Source organism: Actinobacillus porcinus (assembly GCF_901764995.1).
GTDB lineage: Bacteria > Pseudomonadota > Gammaproteobacteria > Enterobacterales > Pasteurellaceae > Exercitatus > Exercitatus porcinus.
On record NZ_CABFKI010000005.1, the window covers coordinates 21444 to 43895 of the forward strand.

Genomic DNA, 22452 nt, shown 5'->3' on the forward strand with positions numbered 1-22452 from the left:
CAAAATAACCTTTAGTAAACAGCTCTCCTTAGGATTAAGATAACCACACTACTTTACAAAACGCTTTTAAAATGTATACTTTCTGTATACAAAGAGGCTGGAAATGATTTTATCGTTTAAACACAAGGGGCTTGAACGATTTTTTACCACAGGTTCAACCGCAGGTATTCAAGCCAAACATGCAACGAAATTACGGCTACAACTAGATGCACTCAATCGTGCGACTTGTCCACAAGATATGAATGCGCCCTGTTGGCGATTACATCCATTAAAAGGTCATCTCAAAGAGCATTGGTCAATTACCGTAAACGGAAACTGGCGTATTACCTTTAAATTTGAAAATGGGCACGCTGAAATCGTTGATTATCAAGATTATCACTAGGAGATACTATGAAAATGCATAATCCACCGCATCCGGGTTTAGTATTAAGAGAATATATTGACGGAATGAAAGTGGGGGACGTTGCTCAAAAACTGGGTGTTTCTCGTATTTCGCTCTCTCGTATTCTCAATGGTAAAACCGCCATTACACCTGAAATGGCAACTCGTATCGGACTTGCGTTAAATAACAGCCCAAGTATGTGGCTTGGTATGCAGGCTGATTATGATTTGTGGCAAATAGAACAAAATCAAACCTTTCATATCACGCCGCTTTACGCCTAAATCGGTTAATTGTAAACGCGGATTGAGTTAAATGGGCATTAAAAAACAGCTATGCTGGGATATTAAATAAATACCTATTGATGATTTTGCAACATCAAAGCATCAACAAGCCCTAGAAAAACTGATATAGTAAGGCATACTGTATCAGTTTTTCTTTTTAGGGAGTTTATATGGCAATGCAGATTTTACTTTCAACTGAAAAAGCATCTCAAGCTTGGGGTGATAATGCCTTATTAAGTTTTAATGGTGAGCAGGCGATTATTCATCTTGCGCAAAATAACGAGAAGAATCACCGCACTTTTGTTCAAAAAGCAGCACGTAAATTACGAGGGCAGGGGATTAAAGACGTAGAGTTAGTGGGTGAGCTTTGGCAATTAGAATATTGTTGGGTATTTTATCAAGGTTTTTATACCGCGAAACAAGATTGGGCGGTGGAGTTTCCTGAGTTAGGCGAGGATCATGATGAATTGCTTGCTCGAATTCAATGTGGGGATTTTGTTAGAGAAATCATTAATTTATCTTCATCAGTTATTACCCCTATTGAGCTTGTGAGACGATCTGTTGATTTTATTTCTGAGCAGGCTGAACAGGTTGAGCGTGAAAGTGCGGTCAAATTTGAGGTTATTTCCGGAGAAACGTTATTAGAACAAAATTATCAGGGAATTTGGGCGGTCGGGAAAGGTTCGGCGAATCCGCCGGCTTTGTTGCAACTGGATTTCAATCCAACGGGGGATGAAGATGCTCCGGTATTCGCGTGCTTAGTGGGGAAAGGGATTACCTTTGATAGCGGTGGTTATAGCATTAAGCCAAGTAATTTTATGGAAAGCATGAAATCCGATATGGGCGGTGCTGCATTGTTGGTGGGCGCATTAGGGCTTGCTATTGCACGCGGGTTGACACAGCGTGTGAAATTATATTTATGCTGCGCAGAAAATATGGTTAGTCATAATGCATTTAAACTGGGCGATGTAATTACTTATCGTAATGACGTAACGGCAGAAATTATGAATACAGATGCGGAAGGGCGTTTAGCTTTAGCGGATGGTTTAATTCTCGCCAGTGAGCAGAAAGCACAGTTTATTTTAGATGCGGCTACCTTAACAGGTGCGGCGAAAATTGCGGTAGGAAATGACTATCATTCGGTGCTTTCTATGGATGATGAGTTAGTTTCGGCTTTATTGCGTTCGGCTCAGGATGAACAAGAACCATTTTGGCGTTTGCCTTTTGAGTCATTTCACCGTGAGCAAATTAGCTCTTCTTTTGCCAAAATTTCGAATACGAGTTCGGTTGCTGTAAGTGCAGGCGCGAGCACTGCAACAGCCTTTTTGTCTTACTTTGTGGAAAATTATCAGCAAAATTGGTTGCATATTGATTGTTCCGCCACCTATCGCAAGTCAGCCAGTGATTTATGGGCAACGGGCGCTACGGGAATAGGAGTTCAAACTATTGCTAATTTGTTGTTAACGCAAGCAGCATCCTTTTAGCCTAATAACTCTCAATAAAATTAGCATTAGCTAATACTGAAATGAGTATATGACAAAGTGTTTTTATTCTTTCCATAAAAACACTTTTAATTTGCTGTATTTTTATGGTTATAACCATAAATAAATGATAAAATTCACTTAAATTATGAACGTAACCCAAAATAATTTAAGATGATTAACCGTCCCAACTATCTCAAACAACTTAAACCTTTCATCAATATGCCTTTAATCAAAGTGATTACAGGCATTCGCCGTTCAGGAAAATCTACGGTCATCAAGCTTTTACAAGCGGAATTATTGGCACAAGGCATTGCCGAACAACAAGTCATTCATATCAATTTTGAAAGTTTTGCCTTTGCTGATTTTAAAACTGCCGACAAACTCTATGCTTTGGTAAAAGAAAAAATTCAGACTGCCGAAAAATACTACCTTTTGCTTGATGAAATTCAGGAGGTGGCAGACTGGGAAAAAACCGTCAATGCGTTTATGGTGGATTTCAATCTTGACTTGTATATCACAGGTTCAAATTCACATTTATTGTCGTCTGAATTGGCGACTTATCTCGCTGGGCGTTATGTGGAAATTCCCATTTTTACGCTGTCGTATCAAGAATTTTTAGATTTTAAGGCAGGATACACACAGCAAATCATTCAAAACTCCACCGCACTTTTCACAGAATATTTGTGTAAAGGCGGTTTTCCAATGGTGCATACCGCCGATTATGAAACCGAAACCGTCTACAAAATTGTGCAAGATATCTATGCGTCCGTGATTTTGCGAGATACGGTACAACGCCACAAAATTCGCGATGTGGAGCTATTGGAACGCATTGTGAAATATGCTTTTGACAATATCGGCAACACGTTTTCAGGCAAAAATGTAGCGGATTATTTCAAAAGCCAACAGCGAAAAGTAGATTTAAATACCGTTTATAATTATTTGAAAGCATTAGAAAGTGCCTTTATTTTGCACCGTGTTGAACGATTTGATATTAAAGGCAAAGAGATTTTGAAAACCCAAGAAAAATTTTATTTGGGCGATGTGTCCTTGCTTTACGCCACAATGGGTTTTCGCACCAGTTTGATTTCGGGTATTTTGGAAAATTTGGTTTATTTAGAACTCAAACGCCGTGGCTATCAAGTGTATATTGGTAAATTGGGGACGCAAGAAATTGACTTTATCGCCCAAAAACAAAACGAAAAAATTTATATCCAAGTGGCGTATAAATTGGAAAGCGAGCAAAACGTTCAGCGAGAATTTTCGCCTTTGCAAGCCATTGCAGATAACTACCCAAAATATGTGATAACCATGGACGATTTTTGGCAGGATAATATTGATGGCATTGTGCATCAGCATATTGGGGCGTTTTTGTTGGGGTAGCTGTGAGAAATGCCATCTGAAACTTAATTTCAGATGGCATTTTATTATTGAATAGAAAGCCGTTATCGTTTTGGTGTAATAGCAACAAATTTGTCTATTACACCAATAAACACCTATTGATGATTTTACAATCTTGAAACATCCACAAGCCTAACGTTTCGATTTTTTGATAAACTTCATTAAACGCTTACGTTTACGTAATTGGCTTGGTGTCAATTTATTACGTTTTCCTGCAAATGGGTTGTTACCTTCTTGGAATAGAAGACGAATTGGTGAGCCGATAATTTTTAAGCTACGGCGATAATAATTTGATAAATAACGCTTATAGCTATCAGGTAAACGTTCAATTTGGTTGCCGTGTACAACGATAATCGGCGGGTTGTAGCCACCTGGGTGTGCGTATTTTAATTTGATACGGCGACCACTCATCATTGGTGGTTGATGTTCATCTGTAGCCATTTGTAGGATACGTGTGAGCATTGAGGTTGTCATTTTTTGCGTTGCACAAGCGTAAGCTTCGCGAACGCTGTCAAATAAATTCCCGACACCGCTACCGTGTAAAGCAGAAATAAAATGCACACGAGCAAAGTCAATGAAATCAAGGCGGCGGTCAAGTTCTGATTTAACGCGATCTTTGATCTCTTGATCCAAACCATCCCATTTATTGACCACGATCACTAAAGAGCGTCCTGCGTTCAAAATAAAGCCAAGCAAAGAAAGATCTTGGTCTGAAATACCTTCGCGCGCATCAATGGTTAATAACACCACATTGGCATCTTGAATCGCTTGCAACGTTTTAATCACGGAGAATTTTTCAACTGCTAAATGGACTTTTCCGCGTTTACGCACGCCAGCGGTATCAATGATGGTGTAATGTTGTCCATCGCGTTCCATGGGGATATAAATACTATCGCGTGTTGTGCCGGGTAAATCATAAACGACCACGCGATCTTCACCTAGAATACGGTTGGTTAAGGTGGATTTTCCAACATTTGGACGTCCCACAATGGCAATTTTAATGTTCTTATCTTCTGGCTCTTCGTTTTCTTCTTCCAACGCTTCATCAAGGAGCGCGGTGTCGTTATCGTCAGAAAAGTCGAAATCACTATCCCATTCATCTTGCGCTGAATCTTCTGTATTTTCTACCGCACTTTCTTCATTCATCTTAGCGGCTAATGGCGCAAGGACATCTTCCATAAGCTGGGTTACCCCGCGACCTTGGGCTGCCGCAATTTGTGCAATATCCCCTAAACCTAATTGATAGAATTCAGCACAATGGCTGTCGGCATCAATACCATCTGTTTTGTTGGCAACCACAACCGTGGTTTTGTTCTGGCGTTGGCGTAGATAATGGGCGATACCGATATCTGCCGGTGTTAATCCTGCACGAGCATCAACGAGAAATAAAACCACATCCGCTTCTTCGATAGCAAGCAAAGATTGCTCCGCCATTTTTTCTTCCACACCTTCTTCAGAGCCATCAATACCGCCTGTATCGATAACGATAAAATCATAGCCTGCAATATTGGCTTGACCGTATTTACGGTCGCGTGTTAGACCTGGAAAGTCGGCAACAAGGGCGTCACGTGTGCGTGTTAATCGGTTGAATAATGTGGATTTGCCAACATTAGGGCGACCCACTAGGGCAACGACTGGCGTAGTCATAAAAAACCTCAATAAATTAGAAAAGTAGCACTTGGATTAAATGCTCAAGCGCAAAATAAATAATCGGGCATTATAGCGGATTTTCCTAAAGATGAGAAATAAAGTCGCTGAAAATGGGGGAAAGTGCGGTTAAAATTTCATTATTTTTAACCGCACTTTAAGGCCTAGACTGCAGATTTTCTTGTTAAGCCAATGTAAATACAGAATATAAAGCCAGCCAGTAACGCGTAAGGCGAATATTCGCTAATGCCGGCACCTGAAGCCGCAAGGCTTAGGCGATGTGCAGCGGCAGCACCAACAAGCATACCTAAAATAAACATACTGGAATTATTATCGCCTTCACCAAGGTGAACGAGATGCTTACCGGGGCAGCCGCCACCTAAGGCGAAGCAAAGCCCACATAATGCCATACCCAAGAAATTCCAAAGCCATTGATTGTGAGCAATTGGTTGTTTTTCAAATCCTAAATGAAATTGCCCTAGGGAATAATTGGTGAGCATTGCAAATAGAACGAGTGCAATCACGCCACTTAATAAAGTCGGATCTTTGAATAAAACCATATTACGGAATGCGCCGATTGAACAAAAACGGGATTTTTGCATAAGGACGCCTAAGATCAAACCTGCACCAAGAGAAAGCCATAGATTAGCATGTTGAGCAGCAGGCCCTTTTTGTGAAAAATAGAGTGGCAAGCCTTCACCCAAGCTAAATTGGCTCAGCAAACCTAGAAATAGTAGGAGCGCGATGATAATGGGTAGGAAGCCAATGATTGTTGATTGTTCTTTGGCTTTCCCTAAGGAAAATCCTTTGTTGGCAAAGAAAATTCCACCCAGTACACCAACAAATAAGCCCGCAATTCCGGCTATGGCGGTTAAATCCCCACCACCTAAGCGCAAATAAGCACGCCATGGGCAACCTAAAAATACTAAGGCGCCAATCATGGCGAAAATACCGAGAAAAAATCGGGTAAAGGGTGCAGAACCACCACGTGGTTTGAACTCTTTAGATAGCAATGCACTGATTAATGCACCCAAAATTAAACCGATTAACTCAGGGCGGATGTATTGTAACGGAGCGGCTTGATGAAGCCCGATAGAGCCTGCAGTGTCACGTAAAAAACATGCGGCGCAGAACCCCATGTTTGCCGGGTTGCCATTGTAGGTTAGAAGTGGAGCAATGATACCAAGTGCAGCACCTGCAACCATAGGCCATTTTGAAATTTTCATAATGAAACCTTAATGATATCGAAAGTTAAAATAAATTGGAGAGGTTTATACTTGCTGTTAATTTATAGAAAATCAACTATAAACTACATTGAGTAAAACGTGTTTATTGTACAAGTTAATGTGATGAATGAAAATGATGAAGATCAATATATTGAAAATAATACAAAAAATAAAAGCACAGTTTTGAAAACTGTGCTTTCTAAATATTGGCGGAATGGACGGGACTCGAACCCGCGACCCCCTGCGTGACAGGCAGGTATTCTAACCAGCTGAACTACCACTCCGCAGCTAATTTATATTAAGGAGTTAAAATGAAAAAAATTGGCGGAATGGACGGGACTCGAACCCGCGCCCCCCTGCGTGACAGGCAGGTATTCTAACCAGCTGAACTACCACTCCGCTAAGTGCAGCGAATAATACTTGCCAAAGTAAATTTCGTCAACCCTTTTTTTTATTATTTGAAACAGTTGATTAATTAATGCACGGTTTCTACTTGTTCAGTTTGTGGCATTAAGCGTTTTACCCAAATGCAATTTTCTTTACTTTTTTTCTGAATCGCTTTTATTTGTTCTTCGTGCGCAAGGCGTTCTTCTTCTGAGGGTTGTAACACTTTCAGATCTGTTACAATTTCAACCGCACTTTTTGCAATGATTTGTACTTTTTCCGTTTCTATTTCAGGTATTTGTGGCTCTGTTTCATCAAACAAACTCACTTGCCCGCCTGTCATGGCAAGATAGACATCACCTAAAATTTCCGCATCCAGCAAAGCCCCGTGAAGCGTACGTTTGCTGTTGTCGATATGTAAGCGATCGCAAAGTGCATCTAAGCTATTGCGTTTGCCGGGATATTGACGGCGAGCCAGCTGCAATGTATCGGTAACAACACAAATATCCGCTGTTTTGATATCAATATGGTGTTTTTTGAATTCATAATCCATAAAACCCACATCGAAGGGCGCGTTATGAATCAGTAATTCCGCGCCTTTGATAAAATCAATAAATTCTTGGGCAATAGTGGGGAAATCGGGTTTATCCGCCAACATTTCATCCGTGATCCCATGCACTTGGATAGCTTCAGGATCGACTGGGCGATCAGGTTTGATATACAGATGCAGTTTACGCCCGGTATATTTACGATTAATCATTTCTACAGCACCAATTTCAATAATGCAATGCCCTTCATAATGGGCACCAAATTGGTTCATCCCCGTGGTTTCGGTATCAAGTACAATTTGGCGTTCGATTTGATGTTCTGTTTTTGGTGTTGTCATTAGAATATTCTCACAATTTACGGTATGATCCTGATAATTTTAACGATTGTATCAGATTATGAAGAAATACATTGAAATTTTTACGGACGGTTCCTGTTTAGGCAATCCTGGTGCTGGTGGCATTGGGATTTTATTGCGTTATAAACAACATGAAAAAACGATTTCAAAAGGTTATTTTAAAACCACGAATAACCGCATGGAACTGCGCGCGGTGATTGAAGCATTAGAAAGTTTAAAAGAACCCTGCAAAATTACGCTAAGCAGTGATAGCCAATATATGAAAAACGGTATTACACAGTGGATTTTTAATTGGAAGAAAAATAATTGGAAAGCGAGCACCGGGAAACCGGTTAAAAACCAAGATTTATGGATTGCCCTTGATGCGGCAATTCAACGCCATGAAATTGCTTGGAAATGGGTCAAAGGACATGCAGGACATCGTGAAAATGAAATTTGTGATGAGTTAGCCAAGCAAGGCGCAGAAAAGCCGACTTTAGAGGATATTGGCTATCAAGCAGAATAAAAAAGTTGCTAATACAAAACTAGCAACTTTGTTATTTATCATCTGTTAAGAATTCGGGCAATTATGCCGCTACCATGACCATCGCCGGACGAATAACGCGATTATTTAATAAATAACCTTTTTGTAACACGGTGGTAATTTGGTTTGTTTCAAAACCTTCTGTAGGCTGCATGGAAATCGCTTGATGTAAATCCGGATTAAAGGCTTCCCCCACAACGCCCACAGGCTCAATGCCAAAACGTGCAACTGTCGCCAATAATTCTTTCAACGTTAATTCTACGCCGTCAAATAAGCCTTTGATTGCGTCATCTTCTTTATTGGCAGGTGTTGCCAGGGCGCGTTCAAGATTATCAATGGTATTCAAAATATCTTTTGAAAATTTCTCTAAAGCAAATTTATGGGCTTTTTCCACATCTTGTTCTGCACGGCGGCGGATGTTATCCACTTCTGCACGAGCACGCAATAAGGCATCTTGTTCTTTTTTTGCGGCATCTGCAAGCTGTTCTTCTAATTCTTGAACGCGCGCAATCGCTTCTTCTAAAGGATCCGCCACAGCTTCTTCTGCTTGAACCTCAGGCTGTTCTAATTCTTCTGTGTTTTCAGCCACATTTTCTTGCTTTAATTCTTGTTCAGACATTCTTTTCTCCGTTTTATCAATAAAAGTGCGGTCATTTTAGCAAAGGATTTTGTGAATGTTAACCTTTGCGCCATGCTCGTTTCGTTGTAATATAAGGGCTGTTTTAGATAATTCAAGCAAAATCTATGGAAATCCAACAAGAACTTAATCATCCATTACACACTTCCTTTAAAACCATTGGGTTAGTGGGACGTCCGCGCCATGATGTTACCTTGCAAATGCACAAAAATATCTATCTTTGGTTGCAAGAACGTGGCTATCAAGTCCTTGTGGAAGAAGAAGTCGGAAGTGCATTGGATATCGCCAAATCCGATTGGGCAAACCTTGAGGAAATTGGGCAAAAAGCGCAGCTGGGCATTGTTATTGGTGGCGATGGCAATATGTTGGGACGCGCTCGGATTTTATCTAAATATGGTATGGCATTAATCGGCATTAACCGTGGAAATTTAGGCTTTTTAACGGATATTGATCCCAAAAATGCCTATGCACAATTACAAGCCTGTCTCAATGGCGAATTTGTAGTAGAAGAACGTTTTATGCTTGAAGTGAACGTGGTGCGCGATGGGGAAATCATTGCCACTGGTAATGCGATTAACGAAGCCGTAATCCACCCCGCTAAAATTGCCCATATGATTGATTTTCATGTGTATATTGACAATAAATTTGCCTTTTCCCAACGTTCCGATGGTTTGATTATCGCCACTCCAACAGGCTCAACCGCCTATTCTTTATCTGCCGGCGGCCCTATTTTAACACCACAATTAAATGCCATTGCGCTCGTGCCCATGTTTCCACATACACTCTCATCTCGTCCGCTAGTTATTGATGGCAACAGCGAAATTTCGCTACGTTTCGCCGAATATAATACACCGCAGTTAGAAGTGGGGTGTGACAGTCAATTAACCTTGGGTTTTAACAGTGATGATATTATTACTGTAAAAAAATCACCCTATAAACTTCGTTTGTTACATCTTCAAAACTATAATTATTACAATGTGTTAAGTTCAAAATTGGGTTGGCTGAAAAAACTTTTCTAAAATCCACTGTAAAAAATTACTTTACTGTATATTTAAATACTGATAAACTTATTTTCATACAGTAAAGGAGATTTTGCTATGCTCACTCAACTCACTATCAACAATTTTGCTATTGTCCGTCATTTAGATATTGAACTCGCCAAAGGAATGTCCGTTATTACAGGGGAAACGGGGGCAGGAAAATCCATCGCGATTGATGCGCTAGGCTTATGCTTAGGGCAACGTACGGAAGCTTCTATGCTAAGGGAAGGGCAAGAGCGCGCAGATGTATGTGCCACCTTTACTATTGAACCTGAAAGTCCCGCAGCAAATTGGCTTGCTGAGCAAGAATTGCACGATCAAGATAATCCCGAAAGCTGTATTTTACGCCGCATTATTAATAATGAAGGACGCTCAAAAGCGTTTATTAATAGCACACCGGTGTCTGTGGCGCAATTAAAAGAACTCGGGCAACATCTCATTCACATTAATGGGCAACATGCTTCACAGCTATTGCTTAAAGGCGATTTTCAATTGGAAACGTTGGATAATTTTTGTGCGCATAGTCCGTTATTGGCACAAATGCAAAAAGACTATCAACAATGGAAAACGCTCCAACAGCAAGTTAAAAGTTTCAAACAAAAATGCGCTGAGAACGAAGCTAAAAAACAACTTTTACAATATCAAGTGAGTGAGTTAGATGAGTTTAATCTTCAACCTAACGAATTTTTAGAATTAGAAGAAGATCACAAACGTTTATCAAATAGCGAAGAATTGACCGCACTTTCACAATCTGTATTACAGGTTTTAAGTGAAAATGAAACGGTCAGCGTAGATAGCCTGCTTTATCGCGCGACTCAGCATTTAGATGAATTAGTCTCATTAGATCCGAATTACGCCGATGTTCAAACCATGCTCAATGATGCTTTAATTCAGGTGCAAGAAGCTACAAGCACCATGCATAGTTTGTCATCAGGTATTGAACAAGATCCTTATTTACTACAGGAAATTGAAACTCGAATGGGACAAGCTATTCAACTTGCACGTAAACATAATGTTCAACCTGCTGATCTCGTGGTATTTCATCAAAACCTTAAAAATGAATTAAATGCTTTAGTGGATTTTTCAGAAAGTGAAGAAGAATTATTAGCGCAAGAAAAACAAGCTTTTGAGCAAATGCAACAAACCGCCACCGCACTTCATCAAAGCCGTCAACAAGGTGCAGATAAATTAGCGGCGGAAGTCACCGCATCAATTAAGCAACTAGCAATGGAAAATGCACAATTTTTTGTGAATTTGGAAACGGATTACAACAAAATTACCGCCAACGGTGCAGATAGCGTGGTCTTTAATCTGCAAAGTAATTTAGGGCAGTCCGCTCAGCCATTAGCTAAAACCGCTTCAGGTGGTGAACTTTCACGTATTGCTTTAGCGATACAGGTACTAACTTCAGATAAAACAGCTATTCCAACACTGATTTTCGATGAAATTGACGTAGGGATTAGCGGTGCTACAGCGAGCGTAGTGGGTAAACTGTTGCGTCACTTAGGAAATAAATGCCAAGTGATTTGTGTGACTCATTTACCACAAGTAGCTTGCCAAGGTCATCATCATTTTACCGTAGAAAAATTTACCATTGACGGCAAAACTGAAACTAATATGACCGCACTTTCTGCCCAAGAGCGCGTCAAGGCATTAGCAAAACTGCTTGGTGGCGCAAGTATTACGGAAAGTGCATTGGCTAATGCCCAAGAGATGCTCGATCTTGCATCATAAACCTATTAGGGGAAGGAGTATCCATTAGAAATGATATCCCAATAAAAAAGACCTTAACTCCTGTTAAGGTCTTAACCCCAAATAATCTACCTATTATATCTATATCCCTATAAACTAAGGTATAAATAACCTAAGTTAGAGACTAAGCTAGAAACGATAACCTAGCCCCATAAAGAATACTAACGGATCTAAACGAACATCTTGGGAATGTTGTACACCACCAAGTTTAAAGTCTGCTTTAGTTTTGATTTTTGCATAGTAAACGGCAGTATTGAATAGTAATTTATCTGTTAAATTGATATCCAAACCTGCGTTTAATGCTAACCCCCAAGAATCATGAAGTTTTAAATCTGTTACACCGGTCAATTTCTCGGTTTCATCAAAGAAATTGGTATAGTTAATACCCGCGCCCACATACGGACGTGCTTTGGCGTCTTTATTTAAGAAGTAATATTGCGCATATAAGCTTGGTGGTAAATGTTTCGTTTTGGCAACTAGAGCACTACGCAATTTAATTTCATGGCTAAACGGCGTTGCGGCTAATAATTCCACACCGATATTATCGGTGATCATGTAAGTTCCTGTTAAGCCAAGTTGTGTATTTGAATTCACATCCAAGCCTAACGCATCATGAGCTGAATTCGCTGTATTTTCTACATGGGTAGGCATAACGTGTGCCGCACCGGCACGCACAATCCAACTACCTGCTTCATGGGCAGAAGCGACACCGCTCACTAAAGTTGCTGCGATTCCTAAGGTTAACATTGTTTTTTTCATAATGAACTCCTATGATTATCAAGGGGATAAATATCCCTAAATTTTTTATGTGTTTATATGGAGCTTAAATATACCCCTATTGGGGGATAAAAACTGTGATCAAGATCATAATTTTTAAAATTTGTTAAATTTTCTTTTTTGCTTTTAAACAGTTTTTATTATGCTACTCATTCTATCAAATTTTGATTCATATCAATTTTTCACTTTTTTAGGCATTTCAACATAAAGTAGGTATAATGGGCGCAAAATTTTTAATGCGATGTAGGGTATTTTTATGGCTATTAACTTCACGCTACTATTTAAAGAGAGTTGGAACTTTGTGCGCAATCAACGCCAATTTTTTATGACGTTTGTATTGATATTTGTCGGTGTAACGTGGTTACTGACATTTATTGCGCCGGAGCAACCACGAGCAATGGTTTCTGACAATGTTGCAGACGATATAAGTATGTTGGTGCAAAAAATCGTTCCCTTCTTTATTTCAGCCTGGGGACTGGTGGCAATTCATCATATTAGCCAAGGGAAAAATTTAAATTTGCAAACCACCGCAATACAAACACTCCGCCGTTTTTTAGGCTTTTTCCTTTTAAGTATGTTATGTCTGCTTCCACTCGGACTGGGGATTCTCAATGGGGTGTACGCCATTGTCCAAAATCAACCGCCTTCTTTTTTTGCTATGGTATTGATTATCATGGGGATTTTTGTTTTTGTCCGTTTTTGTCTCGCGCCTATCGCTTATTTAATGGGGGATTGTCATCTCAAAAATGCCCTTCCGAATATGTTAAAATTGACGCAGCGCCGCGGTAGCACATTGTTTTTATACTGCCTCATTACGCATTTTTGCTTTCCATTACTTATTTTTCAATTAACGCTTTTTGTGATGAACACCGTCTCATTATTACTCGTATTTATAGTGAGCGCGATCATTAACACGTTCTCACTTGTATTAACATATCGTTTTTATACCATTTTCACACAACAGGCGAATACTAAATGAAACAACTACTCGAATTTATCCCACTGATACTCTTTTTTGTGGTTTACAAACTTTCCGGTATTCAAGCGGCTGCAATAACCTTGATGATTGCGACCGCACTTCAATTAGCTATTTTAAAATTTAAGTATGGCACCATTGAGAAACAACAAATTATCATGGGAAGTGCGGTGATATTTTTTGGTGCTTTGACGGCTTATTTTAATGAAGTCAAATACTTACAATGGAAAGTTACCTTGGTTTACGCGCTTTTTGCAAGCGTACTATTAATCGCACAATTTGGTTTTAAAACACCTTTAATTCAGAAATTACTGGGTAAAGAACTTGAACTGCCGTCTGAAGTTTGGAACAAACTTAATCTCGGCTGGGCAGTTTTCTTTATCATCTGCATGCTCACAAATATTTATATCAGCCAAAATTATTCGGAAGAAATTTGGGTTGATTTTAAATCTTTTGGCATTATTGTTATGACACTCGTTGCAACTGTGGCAACAGGGGTTTATATTTATCGTTATCTTCCAAAGGACAAAGAATAAGCTATGACAGAACAAAAACAAGTTCGCCAACCAGATGGTTCGTTAATTTTACGTACACTGGCTATGCCATCAGATACTAACGCGAATGGCGATATTTTCGGTGGTTGGATTATGTCGCAAATGGATATGGGTGGTGCAATTTTAGCGAAAGAAATTGCAAAAGGCCGAGTTGTAACAGTTTGCGTGGATAAAATCACTTTTCTACGCCCTATTTCTGTAGGTGATGTCGTTTGTTGTTACGGCAAGTTACTGAAAGTTGGGTGCACTTCGATGCAAGTTAAAATGGAAGTTTGGATCAAACAAGTTTATGAAGGCGTTCGAGATCGATATTGCGTAACGGAAGCACTCTTTACTTATGTTGCCATCGACAAAGACGGCAAACCGCGTCCAGTGCCAACCGAAAATAATCCGGAGTTAGAACAGGCGCTTGCATTATTAGGTTAATGTAAGCGGGTAAGATGCACAAACAAAAGGAGAAAATATGGACTATTTTGTTATTTTCGCTCAAGATATCCCCAATACGTTAGAAAAACGCCTTGCTGTTCGCCCACAGCATTTAGCGCGTTTACAGCAATTACAGGATGAAGATCGCCTTCTTACGGCAGGCCCTAATCCGTCTGCCGATGGCTCTAGTGTAACGGGTTCTACGGTGATTGCTAAATTCGTCACTCTCGAAGATGCACAAACCTGGGCTGGCCAAGATCCTTATGTCGATGCCGGCGTCTATGGTGAGGTTATTGTTAAACCTTATAAGCGCGTTTTCTAATCTCGCTATGACGTATAATACGCACCTTTATTGGTGCGTTTTTTATCCGAACAAAGAAAAAAACACCGCACTTTTCTTATTTTTATGATCTAAATCATAAAAAATGTCTAATAAACGACATTGCCTATTGTTACAAATTTGTTGCAAATATAAAATACCCCTAATTAAAACTAGGGATTATAGGGATGGTTATGAAAACACCACATATTCTTATTGTAGAAGATGAAACGATTACGAGAACCACGCTGAAAAGTATTTTTGAAGCGGAAGGTTATGAGGTTTTTGAAGCGACCGATGGGGTACAAATGAACCAAATCTTAGCGGAAAAAGAGATTCATCTTGTCGTCATGGATATTAATTTACCCGGTAAAAACGGGTTAATGTTGGCTCGAGAACTTCGTGAAAAAGCCAATATTGGTTTAATGTTTTTAACCGGGAGAGATAACGAAGTTGATCGCATTCTTGGCTTAGAAATTGGGGCAGATGATTATATTACTAAACCATTTAACCCACGCGAGCTGGCTATTCGTGCGCGTAATTTATTACAACGTACCATGAAAAATAGCGAAGAGCCGCAAAGCATCGTTGAGTTTTATCGTTTTAACGGTTGGATCTTAGACATTAATCGACATGTCTTGATTAATCCGGAAGGGGAAGAATATAAACTGCCACGCAGTGAATTTCGTGCAATGCTTCATTTCTGCGAAAACCCCGGAAAAATTCAAACCCGTGAAGAGCTATTACACAAAATGACAGGGCGTGAATTAAAAGAAAATGATCGAACTGTTGATGTAACGATTCGCCGTATCCGTAAACATTTTGAGAACCACAAAGGAACACCTGAAATCATTGCGACTATTCATGGGGAAGGTTACCGTTTTTGTGGTGAATTAGAATAAACAAACCATAACAAATAAAAGCGATAATAAAAAAATATGACAAAGAAAAAACAAAAAGTAGGCTCAAATACCATTGCGCTGAATAAACGTGCGCGACACGATTACTTTATCGAAGAAGAAATTGAAGCGGGATTATCTCTGCAAGGCTGGGAAGTGAAATCCATGCGTGCAGGGAAAGCAAATATTAGTGATAGTTATGTTATTTTTAATCAGGGCGAAGCTTTTCTGTTTGGGGCAAATATTCAACCTTTGAGCGTGGCTTCAACGCATGTTGTTTGCGATCCAACCCGAACACGTAAGTTATTGTTAAGTAAACGTGAATTAGATAGTTTATTTGGTAAAGCTAATCGCGATGGATATACCATTCTTGCGCTTTCGCTTTACTGGAAAGGCGCTTGGGCAAAAGTCAAAATTGGCTTGGCAAAAGGGAAAAAACAACACGATAAACGCGAAGATATTAAAGAACGCGAATGGAAAATGCAGAAAGATCGCATTATGAAAAATGCTCAACGCGGCTAATAGACCCTAAACAGCTTCATTAATACGAAGCTGTTTTTTTATGAAAAGCATACAGCTTGAGAATTTTTACATAAAAACTTGAAATTAATTTCAGCCTGTATATAATGGCAATAAATACTATATAAGGGTAAGGAGAGCAAATGAAATTAAGTAAACCATTGACTGCGCGTCAACAAGAAGTCTACAACTTTCTGAAAAGTTATATTGAAAAAACAGGTATGCCGCCTACGCGCGCAGAAATTTCACGAGAATTAGGCTTCCGTTCACCGAATGCAGCCGAAGAGCATTTAAAAGCACTTGCGCGTAAAGGTGCGGTAGAAATCTTAGCAGGTACATCACGTGGTATTCGTTTATTACTCGATGCCGCTAATGATGAATTAGACGGATTACCATTAATTGGGCAAGTGGCAGCAGGTGAGCCTATTTTGGCAGAACAACATATTGAAGGAACGTACAAAGTGGATCCTGATATGTTTAAACCACAAGCAGATTTTTTGCTTAAAGTGTATGGTCAATCCATGAAAAATATTGGCATTATGGATGGTGATCTTCTTGCTGTTCACAGCACAAAAGATGTGCGAAATGGTCAAGTGATTGTTGCGCGTATTGAAGATGAAGTCACTGTAAAACGCTTAGAGCGTAAAGGCGATGTTATTTATCTTCACGCCGAAAACGAAGAGTTTGAGCCTATTGTGGTGAATTTGCGTGAAACAGAGCATTTTTCAATCGAAGGTATTGCGGTCGGAATTATTCGTAACAATGCTTGGATGTAATTGAATATCATTGATAATCTTTTGGGGGAATAGGCAAATTGTCTATTCCCCCTTTATTTATGCAACTGCTGTCCCTTTCAGTAATTTTCGCATCCAACTACGGTTTGCGCTTAAGGCATGCAGAATATCTTCGCTTAAAGGCAAGGGTTCGCCATAAATGAGCGAAGCAAGGGTTTCGCCTAAAAGCGGTGCAGACGTTAAACCGCGCGAACCGAGAGCCGCGATAAGGTAAAGATTTTTGTAATTGGCTGCAAGTGGAATAGGCTGTTTGCGGCGGCGCAAGTTAAACAGGTTTTTATATTGTTCGGCTTGAGCAGAAAAATTCGGCACGTTGCCCACCATGGGAATACGATCACGCACAGCACAACGTACGCCGACTCTTGCGAGATTATTCCCCGTGTTCACATCTTGCGTCCAATCTAAACCCAAATTTTTCTGGATTTTATGTTGATTTTCTTGCTGTTCAACGTCACTAAATTGACGATCATCACAATCGCGAATATGGCTTGCACCAATGCAATGGGTGGTTTGCGCATAATCTACAGGGGTTAAATAGCCGTCATAACAAACCACAGATTTGAGCTTGCGTAAGTTTTCTGTCGTTGGAATTTGGCTCACTTGACCGCGAACAGGATAAAGCGGTAGCTGTTCCGTTTGGGGAAAATGATTGACTTTGTAACCATTGGCAAGCACGACAATATGGTGGCTACATTTTTCTTGATTTTCATTGTAGAGTAACCAGCCCTCTTGCGTTTGCTCAAGTGCGGTAATTTTTTGTGATGTTTTCATGGTTAAGCCTAAGGTTTGCAAATAGGCAAAACTATTTTGCACAAATTGACGCGGAGCAAGCCACGCGCCTTTGGGAATAAACCCACCGCCACAAGGCACAGGCAATCCGATCGCTTCGCTGAGTTCTTCTGCCGTCATTGAACGATATAATTCGGGCGACCAGTGATAACCGGACACTTTCGCTAATTTCGCCGCACTTTTTTCATCGTAACCACATAAGGCAACGCCGCACATCTCGTGTTCAAATTCAATGTTATTGAATTTTGCTTGGCGTAAACGTTGGTGCCCATAGGCAAAAGCGTGAATGTAGAAACGGATATTTTTCACATCGTCATCGCTGAGTTGGGGATAAAATGCCCCTTGTTTATTGCCTGAGGCATTGAGTGCAGGGGCTTCATCTTCGCAGTACAGAGTGACGTTGGCACCACGTTCTAAAAGTGAAAGTGCGGTGAAAAGTGAAGCAATTCCACCGCCAACAATGGCAATATCTGCCTGTCCGTTAAATTGCGCCGATTGCGGAAAATACCAAGGGGTTTGGCTATGTTGCTCTGACGGATTGTTTTTTGTGCCGGCTAAACATTCTCGCTTATGACCAAATCCTTTGCGTTTTTCCACTGTGAAGCCCACGGCTTCAAGCCCTTTTCGCACCGCACTTGCCGCCGTAAAGGTGGCAAAGGTGCCGTTGGTTTTGCTGTAACGGTGCATTAAAGCATAAACTTGTTCATTCCACATGTCGGGATTTTTGCTTGGTGCAAAGCCATCCAAAAACCAAGCATCTACGTGATTTTGCATATAATCCCCGAGTTGTGGCAGTTGCGTTTGAATATCGCCAAACCAAAGATCCAGTGTGGTTTCTTCGAAATGTATACGTGTGCAGCCTGAGATGGGATCTTGCCAATTTAATTGCAAAGTGGCAGAAAGCGATTGAAACTCAGGGTAGCTTTGATGGGCTTGAATTAGATTTTCCAATGGAATAGGGTGTTTTTCAAAAGAAATGAAAAACAAGCGTTTAAGCGGCGAGTTAGGATTTTCTTGGCGAAATTTCCGAAATAATGTTGTGGTGGCAAAGAAATTTAGTCCTGTACCAAAGCCTGTTTCCGCAATGACAAAATGGCTTTCACTAAATTGTTGCCAACGTTCCCATAAATGATTTCCTTCAAGAAAAACATATTGCGTTTCGGCTAAGCCGTTCTGATTTGAGAAATAAACATCATCGAAAGCATCAGAAATAGGCGTGTTAGTGTGATCAAAATGGATTTTTGCTGGTTGTACGTGTAACATAATGATTTCTTTTATGGTGTAATTCATGCATTATAAGGCAGAATTGCGTAAAGTGGTCGAATGTTGTAATAAAAACTTGATTTATTTTGATTTCATAGTAAATTAGCGTTCAGCTTACAAGTGTAAGGCGAGTTTAACCTTAAATAACCTAGTAACAAAGGAAATAAAGAATGAAAAGAGCTGTTATCACAGGTTTCGGTGTTATCTCTAGTATCGGTAACAACAAAGAAGAAGTTTTAGCGTCATTAAAAGCAGGTAAATCAGGGATTGAAACTGTGCCTAGCTTTATCGAAATGGGGATGCGTAGCCATATCGCAGGGACGATTAAATTAGATCCTTCTGAGCATATTGATCGTAAAGTGTATCGTTTTATGGGCGATGCAGCAGCTTATGCCTATCTTTCTATGAAAGAAGCTATTGAAGACGCGGGCTTAACAGAAGATCAAGTATCGAACGACCGTACCGGTTTGGTTATTGGCGCGGGTACAGGTTCTGCCCATAGCCAATTAGTGGCTTGTGATGCGGTGCGTGGCCCGCGTGGCGTAAAAGCCATTGGTCCTTATGCCGTAACCAAAACAATGGCGTCAAGCGCGTCAGCTTGCTTAGCTACGCCTTATAAAATTCGTGGTGTGAACTATTCAATGAGTTCAGCTTGTGCAACATCAGCACACTGTATCGGTCACGCTTGGGAATTAATCCAATTAGGCAAACAAGACATCGTCTTTGCCGGTGGTGCGGAAGAATTATCATGGGAATGTGCGACTGAGTTTGATGCAATGGGTGCACTTTCAACAAAATACAATGACACCCCGGAAAAAGCTTCTCGTGCTTATGATGCAAACCGTGATGGTTTCGTTATCGCTGGCGGTGGCGCGGTTGTGGTTGTAGAAGAATTAGAACACGCGTTAGCTCGTGGTGCAAAAATCTACGCAGAAATCGTAGGTTATGGCGCAACATCTGATGGTTATGATATGGTGGCACCAAGCGGTGAAGGTGCAGAACGTTGTATGAAACAAGCGATGGCAAATGTTGATAGCCCGATTGATTACATCAACGTACATGGTACATCAACACCGGTAGGTGACGTGAAAGAATTAGGTGCGATTAAAAATGTCTTCGGTGACAAGGTGCCGGCAATTTCATCAACAAAATCAATGACAGGTCACTCACTAGGTGCAGCAGGGGCGCATGAAGTGATTTATACATTGTTAATGTTACACAATGATTTTATTGCACCAAGCATCAACATTGAAACCTTAGATGAACAAGCTCAAGGCTTAAATATTGTTACAGAAACCAAAGAAAACGCAGGCTTACAAACGGTAATGTCAAACAGCTTCGGTTTTGGTGGTACAAACGCAACCTTAGTTTTCAAGCGTTATACTAAATAATTAATGTAAAATGTAATCAAAGTGCGGTGAAAATCGATGATGTTTTTCACCGCACTTTTTTTGTCGCCAAAAATCGAGTATGCTGTGGGAAATCGTAAATAAAGGAATGGATTATGACCAATTTAATTGAAATGGGAAAAGCGGCACGTCAAGCTGCCTTTGAGCTAAGTCAGCTTTCAACCCAAGAAAAAAATCGTGCGTTACAAATTATTGCGGATCAACTGGAAGCCAAACAAGATGAGATCTTGCGTGAAAATGCAAAAGATATTGAAAATGCCAGAGAAAAAGGGATTAGCGAGGCGATTATTGATCGTTTGTTATTAACCCCTGAGCGTCTGAAAGGCATTGCTAATGATGTGCGTCATGTGATTTCTTTAGCCGATCCGGTGGGCAAAATTATTGATGGCGGCGTGTTAGATAGTGGTTTGAAATTAGAGCGTTTGCGAGTTCCCGTTGGTGTGATCGGTACAATTTATGAAGCTCGCCCTAATGTGACCATTGATGTGGCAAGCCTTTGTTTAAAAACAGGCAACGCGGTGATTTTACGTGGTGGCAAAGAAACACAACATTCCAATCAGATTTTAGTTAATGTCGTGCAACACGCCCTTGAACAGGCAGGTTTACCAAAAGCCGCGGTACAAGCGATTACTGATCCCGACCGCACATTGGTGATGGAATTGCTGAAGTTGGATCGTTATGTGGATATGATTATTCCACGCGGCGGCGCAAGTTTACATGAGCTTTGTAAACAACATTCAACCATCCCTGTGATCGTGGGCGGAATTGGGGTTTGTCATACCTTTGTAGAGCAAAGTGCGGATCAAAATAGAGCAATTTCGGTGATCAAAAATGCGAAAACCCAACGCCCTAGCACCTGCAATACCTTGGAAACCTTGTTGGTTCAAGAGAGCATTGCCGCGGAATTTTTACCAAAACTCGCTGCAGACTTAAACGTCAACTATTTTGCAGATGCGACTGCGCTGAATATTTTAAAACAGGCTGGTGCGGATGTGCAGGCGGTGCAAGATGAAGATTTGCGTAAAGAATGGCTTTGCACGAATTTGAATGTATTGGTGGTTAAAGATATTCATGCCGCCATCGATCACATTCGCGAATATGGCACGCAACATTCGGAAGCGATTTTAACTGAAAGCCAGCAGTTGGCACGTCAATTCGTGGTGCAAGTGGATGCTGCCGCGGTTTATGTTAATGCGAGCACCCGTTTCACTGACGGCGGACAATTTGGTCTCGGCGCAGAAGTGGCGGTCAGCACACAAAAACTGCACGCCCGCGGCCCTATGGGATTAGAAGCCTTAACCACTTATAAATGGGTGGCTGTGGGGGATTATACATCACGAGTGTAGTGCATTTTAGCGTGGCGGGATAACTGCCCATTTGTATTTAGCAAAGAGCCGAATAGACAAAAGGCGTTAACCGAAGTTAACGCCTTTTTTGAATTCTGGTTGCGGGGGCCGGATTTGAACCGACGGCCTTCGGGTTATGAGCCCGACGAGCTACCAAGCTGCTCCACCCCGCGTCTGATGTGCGTAAATATACGCTTTTCATTTAAGATTGCAAGTCAAAATCGTGCAATTGCCGACAAATTAAACGGATTGGGTAAATGATTGCTGAATTTGTCGCCAAAGTTCACGCTTTTGTTTGGCATTTTGTTTCAATTTCACCAGTTCTTCCGTTTGCCAAAGAGGGCTATTATCCGTTTTCAATTGTTCAAAAGTGCGGTGAATTTTTTCGCTGTTTTCTGACAACAACCAATAATACACCGGTTGTTGAACCTTTAAATGTTGGGCATGATCAAAATCGATAAGCAAACATTCATTTTTCTGTATTTCAACACTGCGCAAAAGATCCCATAAAAAGGGGTCATCAAAATCTAAAGCCGTTTCAGCAATGACAATAAGACGGATTTCTTGTGACACAGGAATATTCACCGCCCCTTTTAGCACATCAGGCCGGCGTAATTGCCATTGCGTAATCCCCATTTCTTGTAGTAACAAATCGCGTCTGTTCATTCGGTTTCCGTTTTCCGTTATAATGCCGATAATTTTAGCCTACCTTATAGGATTTTC

At 40.6% G+C, this 22452-nt stretch carries 23 protein-coding genes and 3 tRNA genes; 16 read left to right on the forward strand and 10 right to left on the reverse strand.

Annotated elements, in window-relative coordinates:
• Positions 1-103: 103 nt before the first annotated feature.
• From E7T07_RS04635 to E7T07_RS04650, 4 genes are all read left to right on the forward strand, one after another.
• Entirely contained in the window at positions 104-382 is a 279-nt protein-coding gene (locus E7T07_RS04635) for a type II toxin-antitoxin system RelE/ParE family toxin (RefSeq protein WP_135709749.1), read from the forward strand.
• Positions 383-390: 8 nt separating this feature from the next.
• Positions 391-663: a HigA family addiction module antitoxin gene (locus E7T07_RS04640; protein ID WP_180338713.1), complete on the forward strand. Its 273-nt coding sequence runs from the start codon at positions 391-393 to the stop codon at positions 661-663.
• 176 nt (positions 664-839) lie between these two features.
• On the forward strand, positions 840-2147 hold the full coding sequence (gene pepB / locus E7T07_RS04645) for an aminopeptidase PepB (RefSeq protein WP_135709884.1): 1308 nt from the start codon (positions 840-842) through the stop codon (positions 2145-2147).
• 171 nt (positions 2148-2318) lie between these two features.
• A complete protein-coding gene (locus tag E7T07_RS04650) occupies positions 2319-3527 on the forward strand; it encodes an ATP-binding protein (protein WP_135709750.1) in 1209 nt (402 codons plus the stop codon).
• Between the two features lie 150 nt (positions 3528-3677).
• Here the strand turns inward: E7T07_RS04650 and der are convergent, their stop codons facing one another.
• The 5 genes from der to dnaQ all read right to left on the reverse strand — a co-directional run bounded on the left by der (position 3678) and on the right by dnaQ (position 7688).
• A complete protein-coding gene (der, locus tag E7T07_RS04655) occupies positions 3678-5192 on the reverse strand; it encodes a ribosome biogenesis GTPase Der (protein WP_135709751.1) in 1515 nt (504 codons plus the stop codon).
• A gap of 164 nt (positions 5193-5356) precedes the next feature.
• Positions 5357-6418: a YedE family putative selenium transporter gene (gene yedE, locus E7T07_RS04660; RefSeq protein ID WP_135709752.1), complete on the reverse strand. Its 1062-nt coding sequence runs from the start codon at positions 6416-6418 to the stop codon at positions 5357-5359.
• A gap of 207 nt (positions 6419-6625) precedes the next feature.
• A tRNA-Asp gene (locus E7T07_RS04665) sits at positions 6626-6702 on the reverse strand.
• Positions 6703-6740: 38 nt separating this feature from the next.
• Positions 6741-6817 (reverse strand) — tRNA-Asp (locus tag E7T07_RS04670).
• A gap of 76 nt (positions 6818-6893) precedes the next feature.
• Positions 6894-7688: a DNA polymerase III subunit epsilon gene (gene dnaQ / locus E7T07_RS04675; protein WP_135709753.1), complete on the reverse strand. Its 795-nt coding sequence runs from the start codon at positions 7686-7688 to the stop codon at positions 6894-6896.
• A gap of 58 nt (positions 7689-7746) precedes the next feature.
• Between dnaQ and rnhA the strand changes: the two genes are divergently transcribed.
• Positions 7747-8211 carry a ribonuclease HI gene (gene rnhA, locus E7T07_RS04680; RefSeq protein ID WP_135709754.1) on the forward strand — a complete coding sequence of 155 codons (465 nt, stop codon included), beginning with the start codon at positions 7747-7749 and terminating at the stop codon, positions 8209-8211.
• A gap of 61 nt (positions 8212-8272) precedes the next feature.
• Here rnhA and grpE read toward each other — a convergent pair whose 3' ends face one another.
• Positions 8273-8848 (reverse strand): nucleotide exchange factor GrpE, encoded by a 576-nt coding sequence (grpE, locus tag E7T07_RS04685; RefSeq protein ID WP_135709755.1) that lies wholly within the window; start codon positions 8846-8848, stop codon positions 8273-8275.
• A 125-nt stretch (positions 8849-8973) separates the two neighbouring features.
• Between grpE and E7T07_RS04690 the strand changes: the two genes are divergently transcribed.
• Both E7T07_RS04690 and recN read left to right on the forward strand, forming a co-directional pair.
• On the forward strand, positions 8974-9885 hold the full coding sequence (locus E7T07_RS04690) for an NAD(+) kinase (protein ID WP_135709756.1): 912 nt from the start codon (positions 8974-8976) through the stop codon (positions 9883-9885).
• A gap of 78 nt (positions 9886-9963) precedes the next feature.
• Complete coding sequence (gene recN / locus E7T07_RS04695; protein ID WP_135709757.1) at positions 9964-11640, forward strand: DNA repair protein RecN; 1677 nt, start codon at positions 9964-9966, stop codon at positions 11638-11640.
• Between the two features lie 147 nt (positions 11641-11787).
• On the opposite strand, the gene E7T07_RS04700 is transcribed toward recN, so the two are convergent.
• Positions 11788-12417 (reverse strand): OmpW family outer membrane protein, encoded by a 630-nt coding sequence (locus E7T07_RS04700; protein WP_135709758.1) that lies wholly within the window; start codon positions 12415-12417, stop codon positions 11788-11790.
• A 343-nt stretch (positions 12418-12760) separates the two neighbouring features.
• Here E7T07_RS04700 and E7T07_RS04705 point away from each other — a divergent pair, with 343 nt between their 5' ends.
• The 7 genes from E7T07_RS04705 (at position 12761) to lexA (ending at position 16904) form a co-directional block, all read left to right on the forward strand.
• Positions 12761-13414 carry a hypothetical protein gene (locus E7T07_RS04705; RefSeq protein ID WP_167874933.1) on the forward strand — a complete coding sequence of 218 codons (654 nt, stop codon included), beginning with the start codon at positions 12761-12763 and terminating at the stop codon, positions 13412-13414.
• On the forward strand, positions 13411-13947 hold the full coding sequence (locus E7T07_RS04710; RefSeq protein WP_135709760.1) for a septation protein A: 537 nt from the start codon (positions 13411-13413) through the stop codon (positions 13945-13947). Before E7T07_RS04705 ends, E7T07_RS04710 begins: the two co-directional genes overlap by 4 nt.
• Before the next feature lie 3 nt (positions 13948-13950).
• Positions 13951-14391 (forward strand): acyl-CoA thioester hydrolase YciA, encoded by a 441-nt coding sequence (yciA, locus tag E7T07_RS04715; RefSeq protein ID WP_135709761.1) that lies wholly within the window; start codon positions 13951-13953, stop codon positions 14389-14391.
• Positions 14392-14428: 37 nt separating this feature from the next.
• The gene (locus tag E7T07_RS04720) at positions 14429-14713 is read left to right on the forward strand and encodes a YciI family protein (protein WP_135709762.1); all 285 of its coding nucleotides are present in this window, start codon (positions 14429-14431) and stop codon (positions 14711-14713) included.
• A gap of 191 nt (positions 14714-14904) precedes the next feature.
• Entirely contained in the window at positions 14905-15612 is a 708-nt protein-coding gene (gene arcA / locus E7T07_RS04725) for a two-component system response regulator ArcA (RefSeq protein WP_135709763.1), read from the forward strand.
• 36 nt (positions 15613-15648) lie between these two features.
• Entirely contained in the window at positions 15649-16131 is a 483-nt protein-coding gene (smpB, locus tag E7T07_RS04730; protein ID WP_135709764.1) for an SsrA-binding protein SmpB, read from the forward strand.
• A 140-nt stretch (positions 16132-16271) separates the two neighbouring features.
• On the forward strand, positions 16272-16904 hold the full coding sequence (gene lexA, locus E7T07_RS04735) for a transcriptional repressor LexA (protein WP_135709765.1): 633 nt from the start codon (positions 16272-16274) through the stop codon (positions 16902-16904).
• 57 nt (positions 16905-16961) lie between these two features.
• Here the strand turns inward: lexA and mnmC are convergent, their stop codons facing one another.
• Positions 16962-18974 carry a bifunctional tRNA (5-methylaminomethyl-2-thiouridine)(34)-methyltransferase MnmC2/FAD-dependent 5-carboxymethylaminomethyl-2-thiouridine(34) oxidoreductase MnmC1 gene (mnmC, locus tag E7T07_RS04740; RefSeq protein WP_135709766.1) on the reverse strand — a complete coding sequence of 671 codons (2013 nt, stop codon included), beginning with the start codon at positions 18972-18974 and terminating at the stop codon, positions 16962-16964.
• 170 nt (positions 18975-19144) lie between these two features.
• Between mnmC and fabB the strand changes: the two genes are divergently transcribed.
• Positions 19145-20365: a beta-ketoacyl-ACP synthase I gene (gene fabB, locus E7T07_RS04745; protein WP_135709767.1), complete on the forward strand. Its 1221-nt coding sequence runs from the start codon at positions 19145-19147 to the stop codon at positions 20363-20365.
• A gap of 113 nt (positions 20366-20478) precedes the next feature.
• Complete coding sequence (proA, locus tag E7T07_RS04750; protein ID WP_135709768.1) at positions 20479-21729, forward strand: glutamate-5-semialdehyde dehydrogenase; 1251 nt, start codon at positions 20479-20481, stop codon at positions 21727-21729.
• 96 nt (positions 21730-21825) lie between these two features.
• Here the strand turns inward: proA and E7T07_RS04755 are convergent.
• Both E7T07_RS04755 and E7T07_RS04760 read right to left on the reverse strand, forming a co-directional pair.
• Positions 21826-21902 (reverse strand) — tRNA-Met (locus E7T07_RS04755).
• A gap of 67 nt (positions 21903-21969) precedes the next feature.
• A complete protein-coding gene (locus E7T07_RS04760; RefSeq protein ID WP_135709769.1) occupies positions 21970-22395 on the reverse strand; it encodes a DNA polymerase III subunit psi in 426 nt (141 codons plus the stop codon).
• Between the last annotated feature and the right edge of the window lie 57 nt (positions 22396-22452).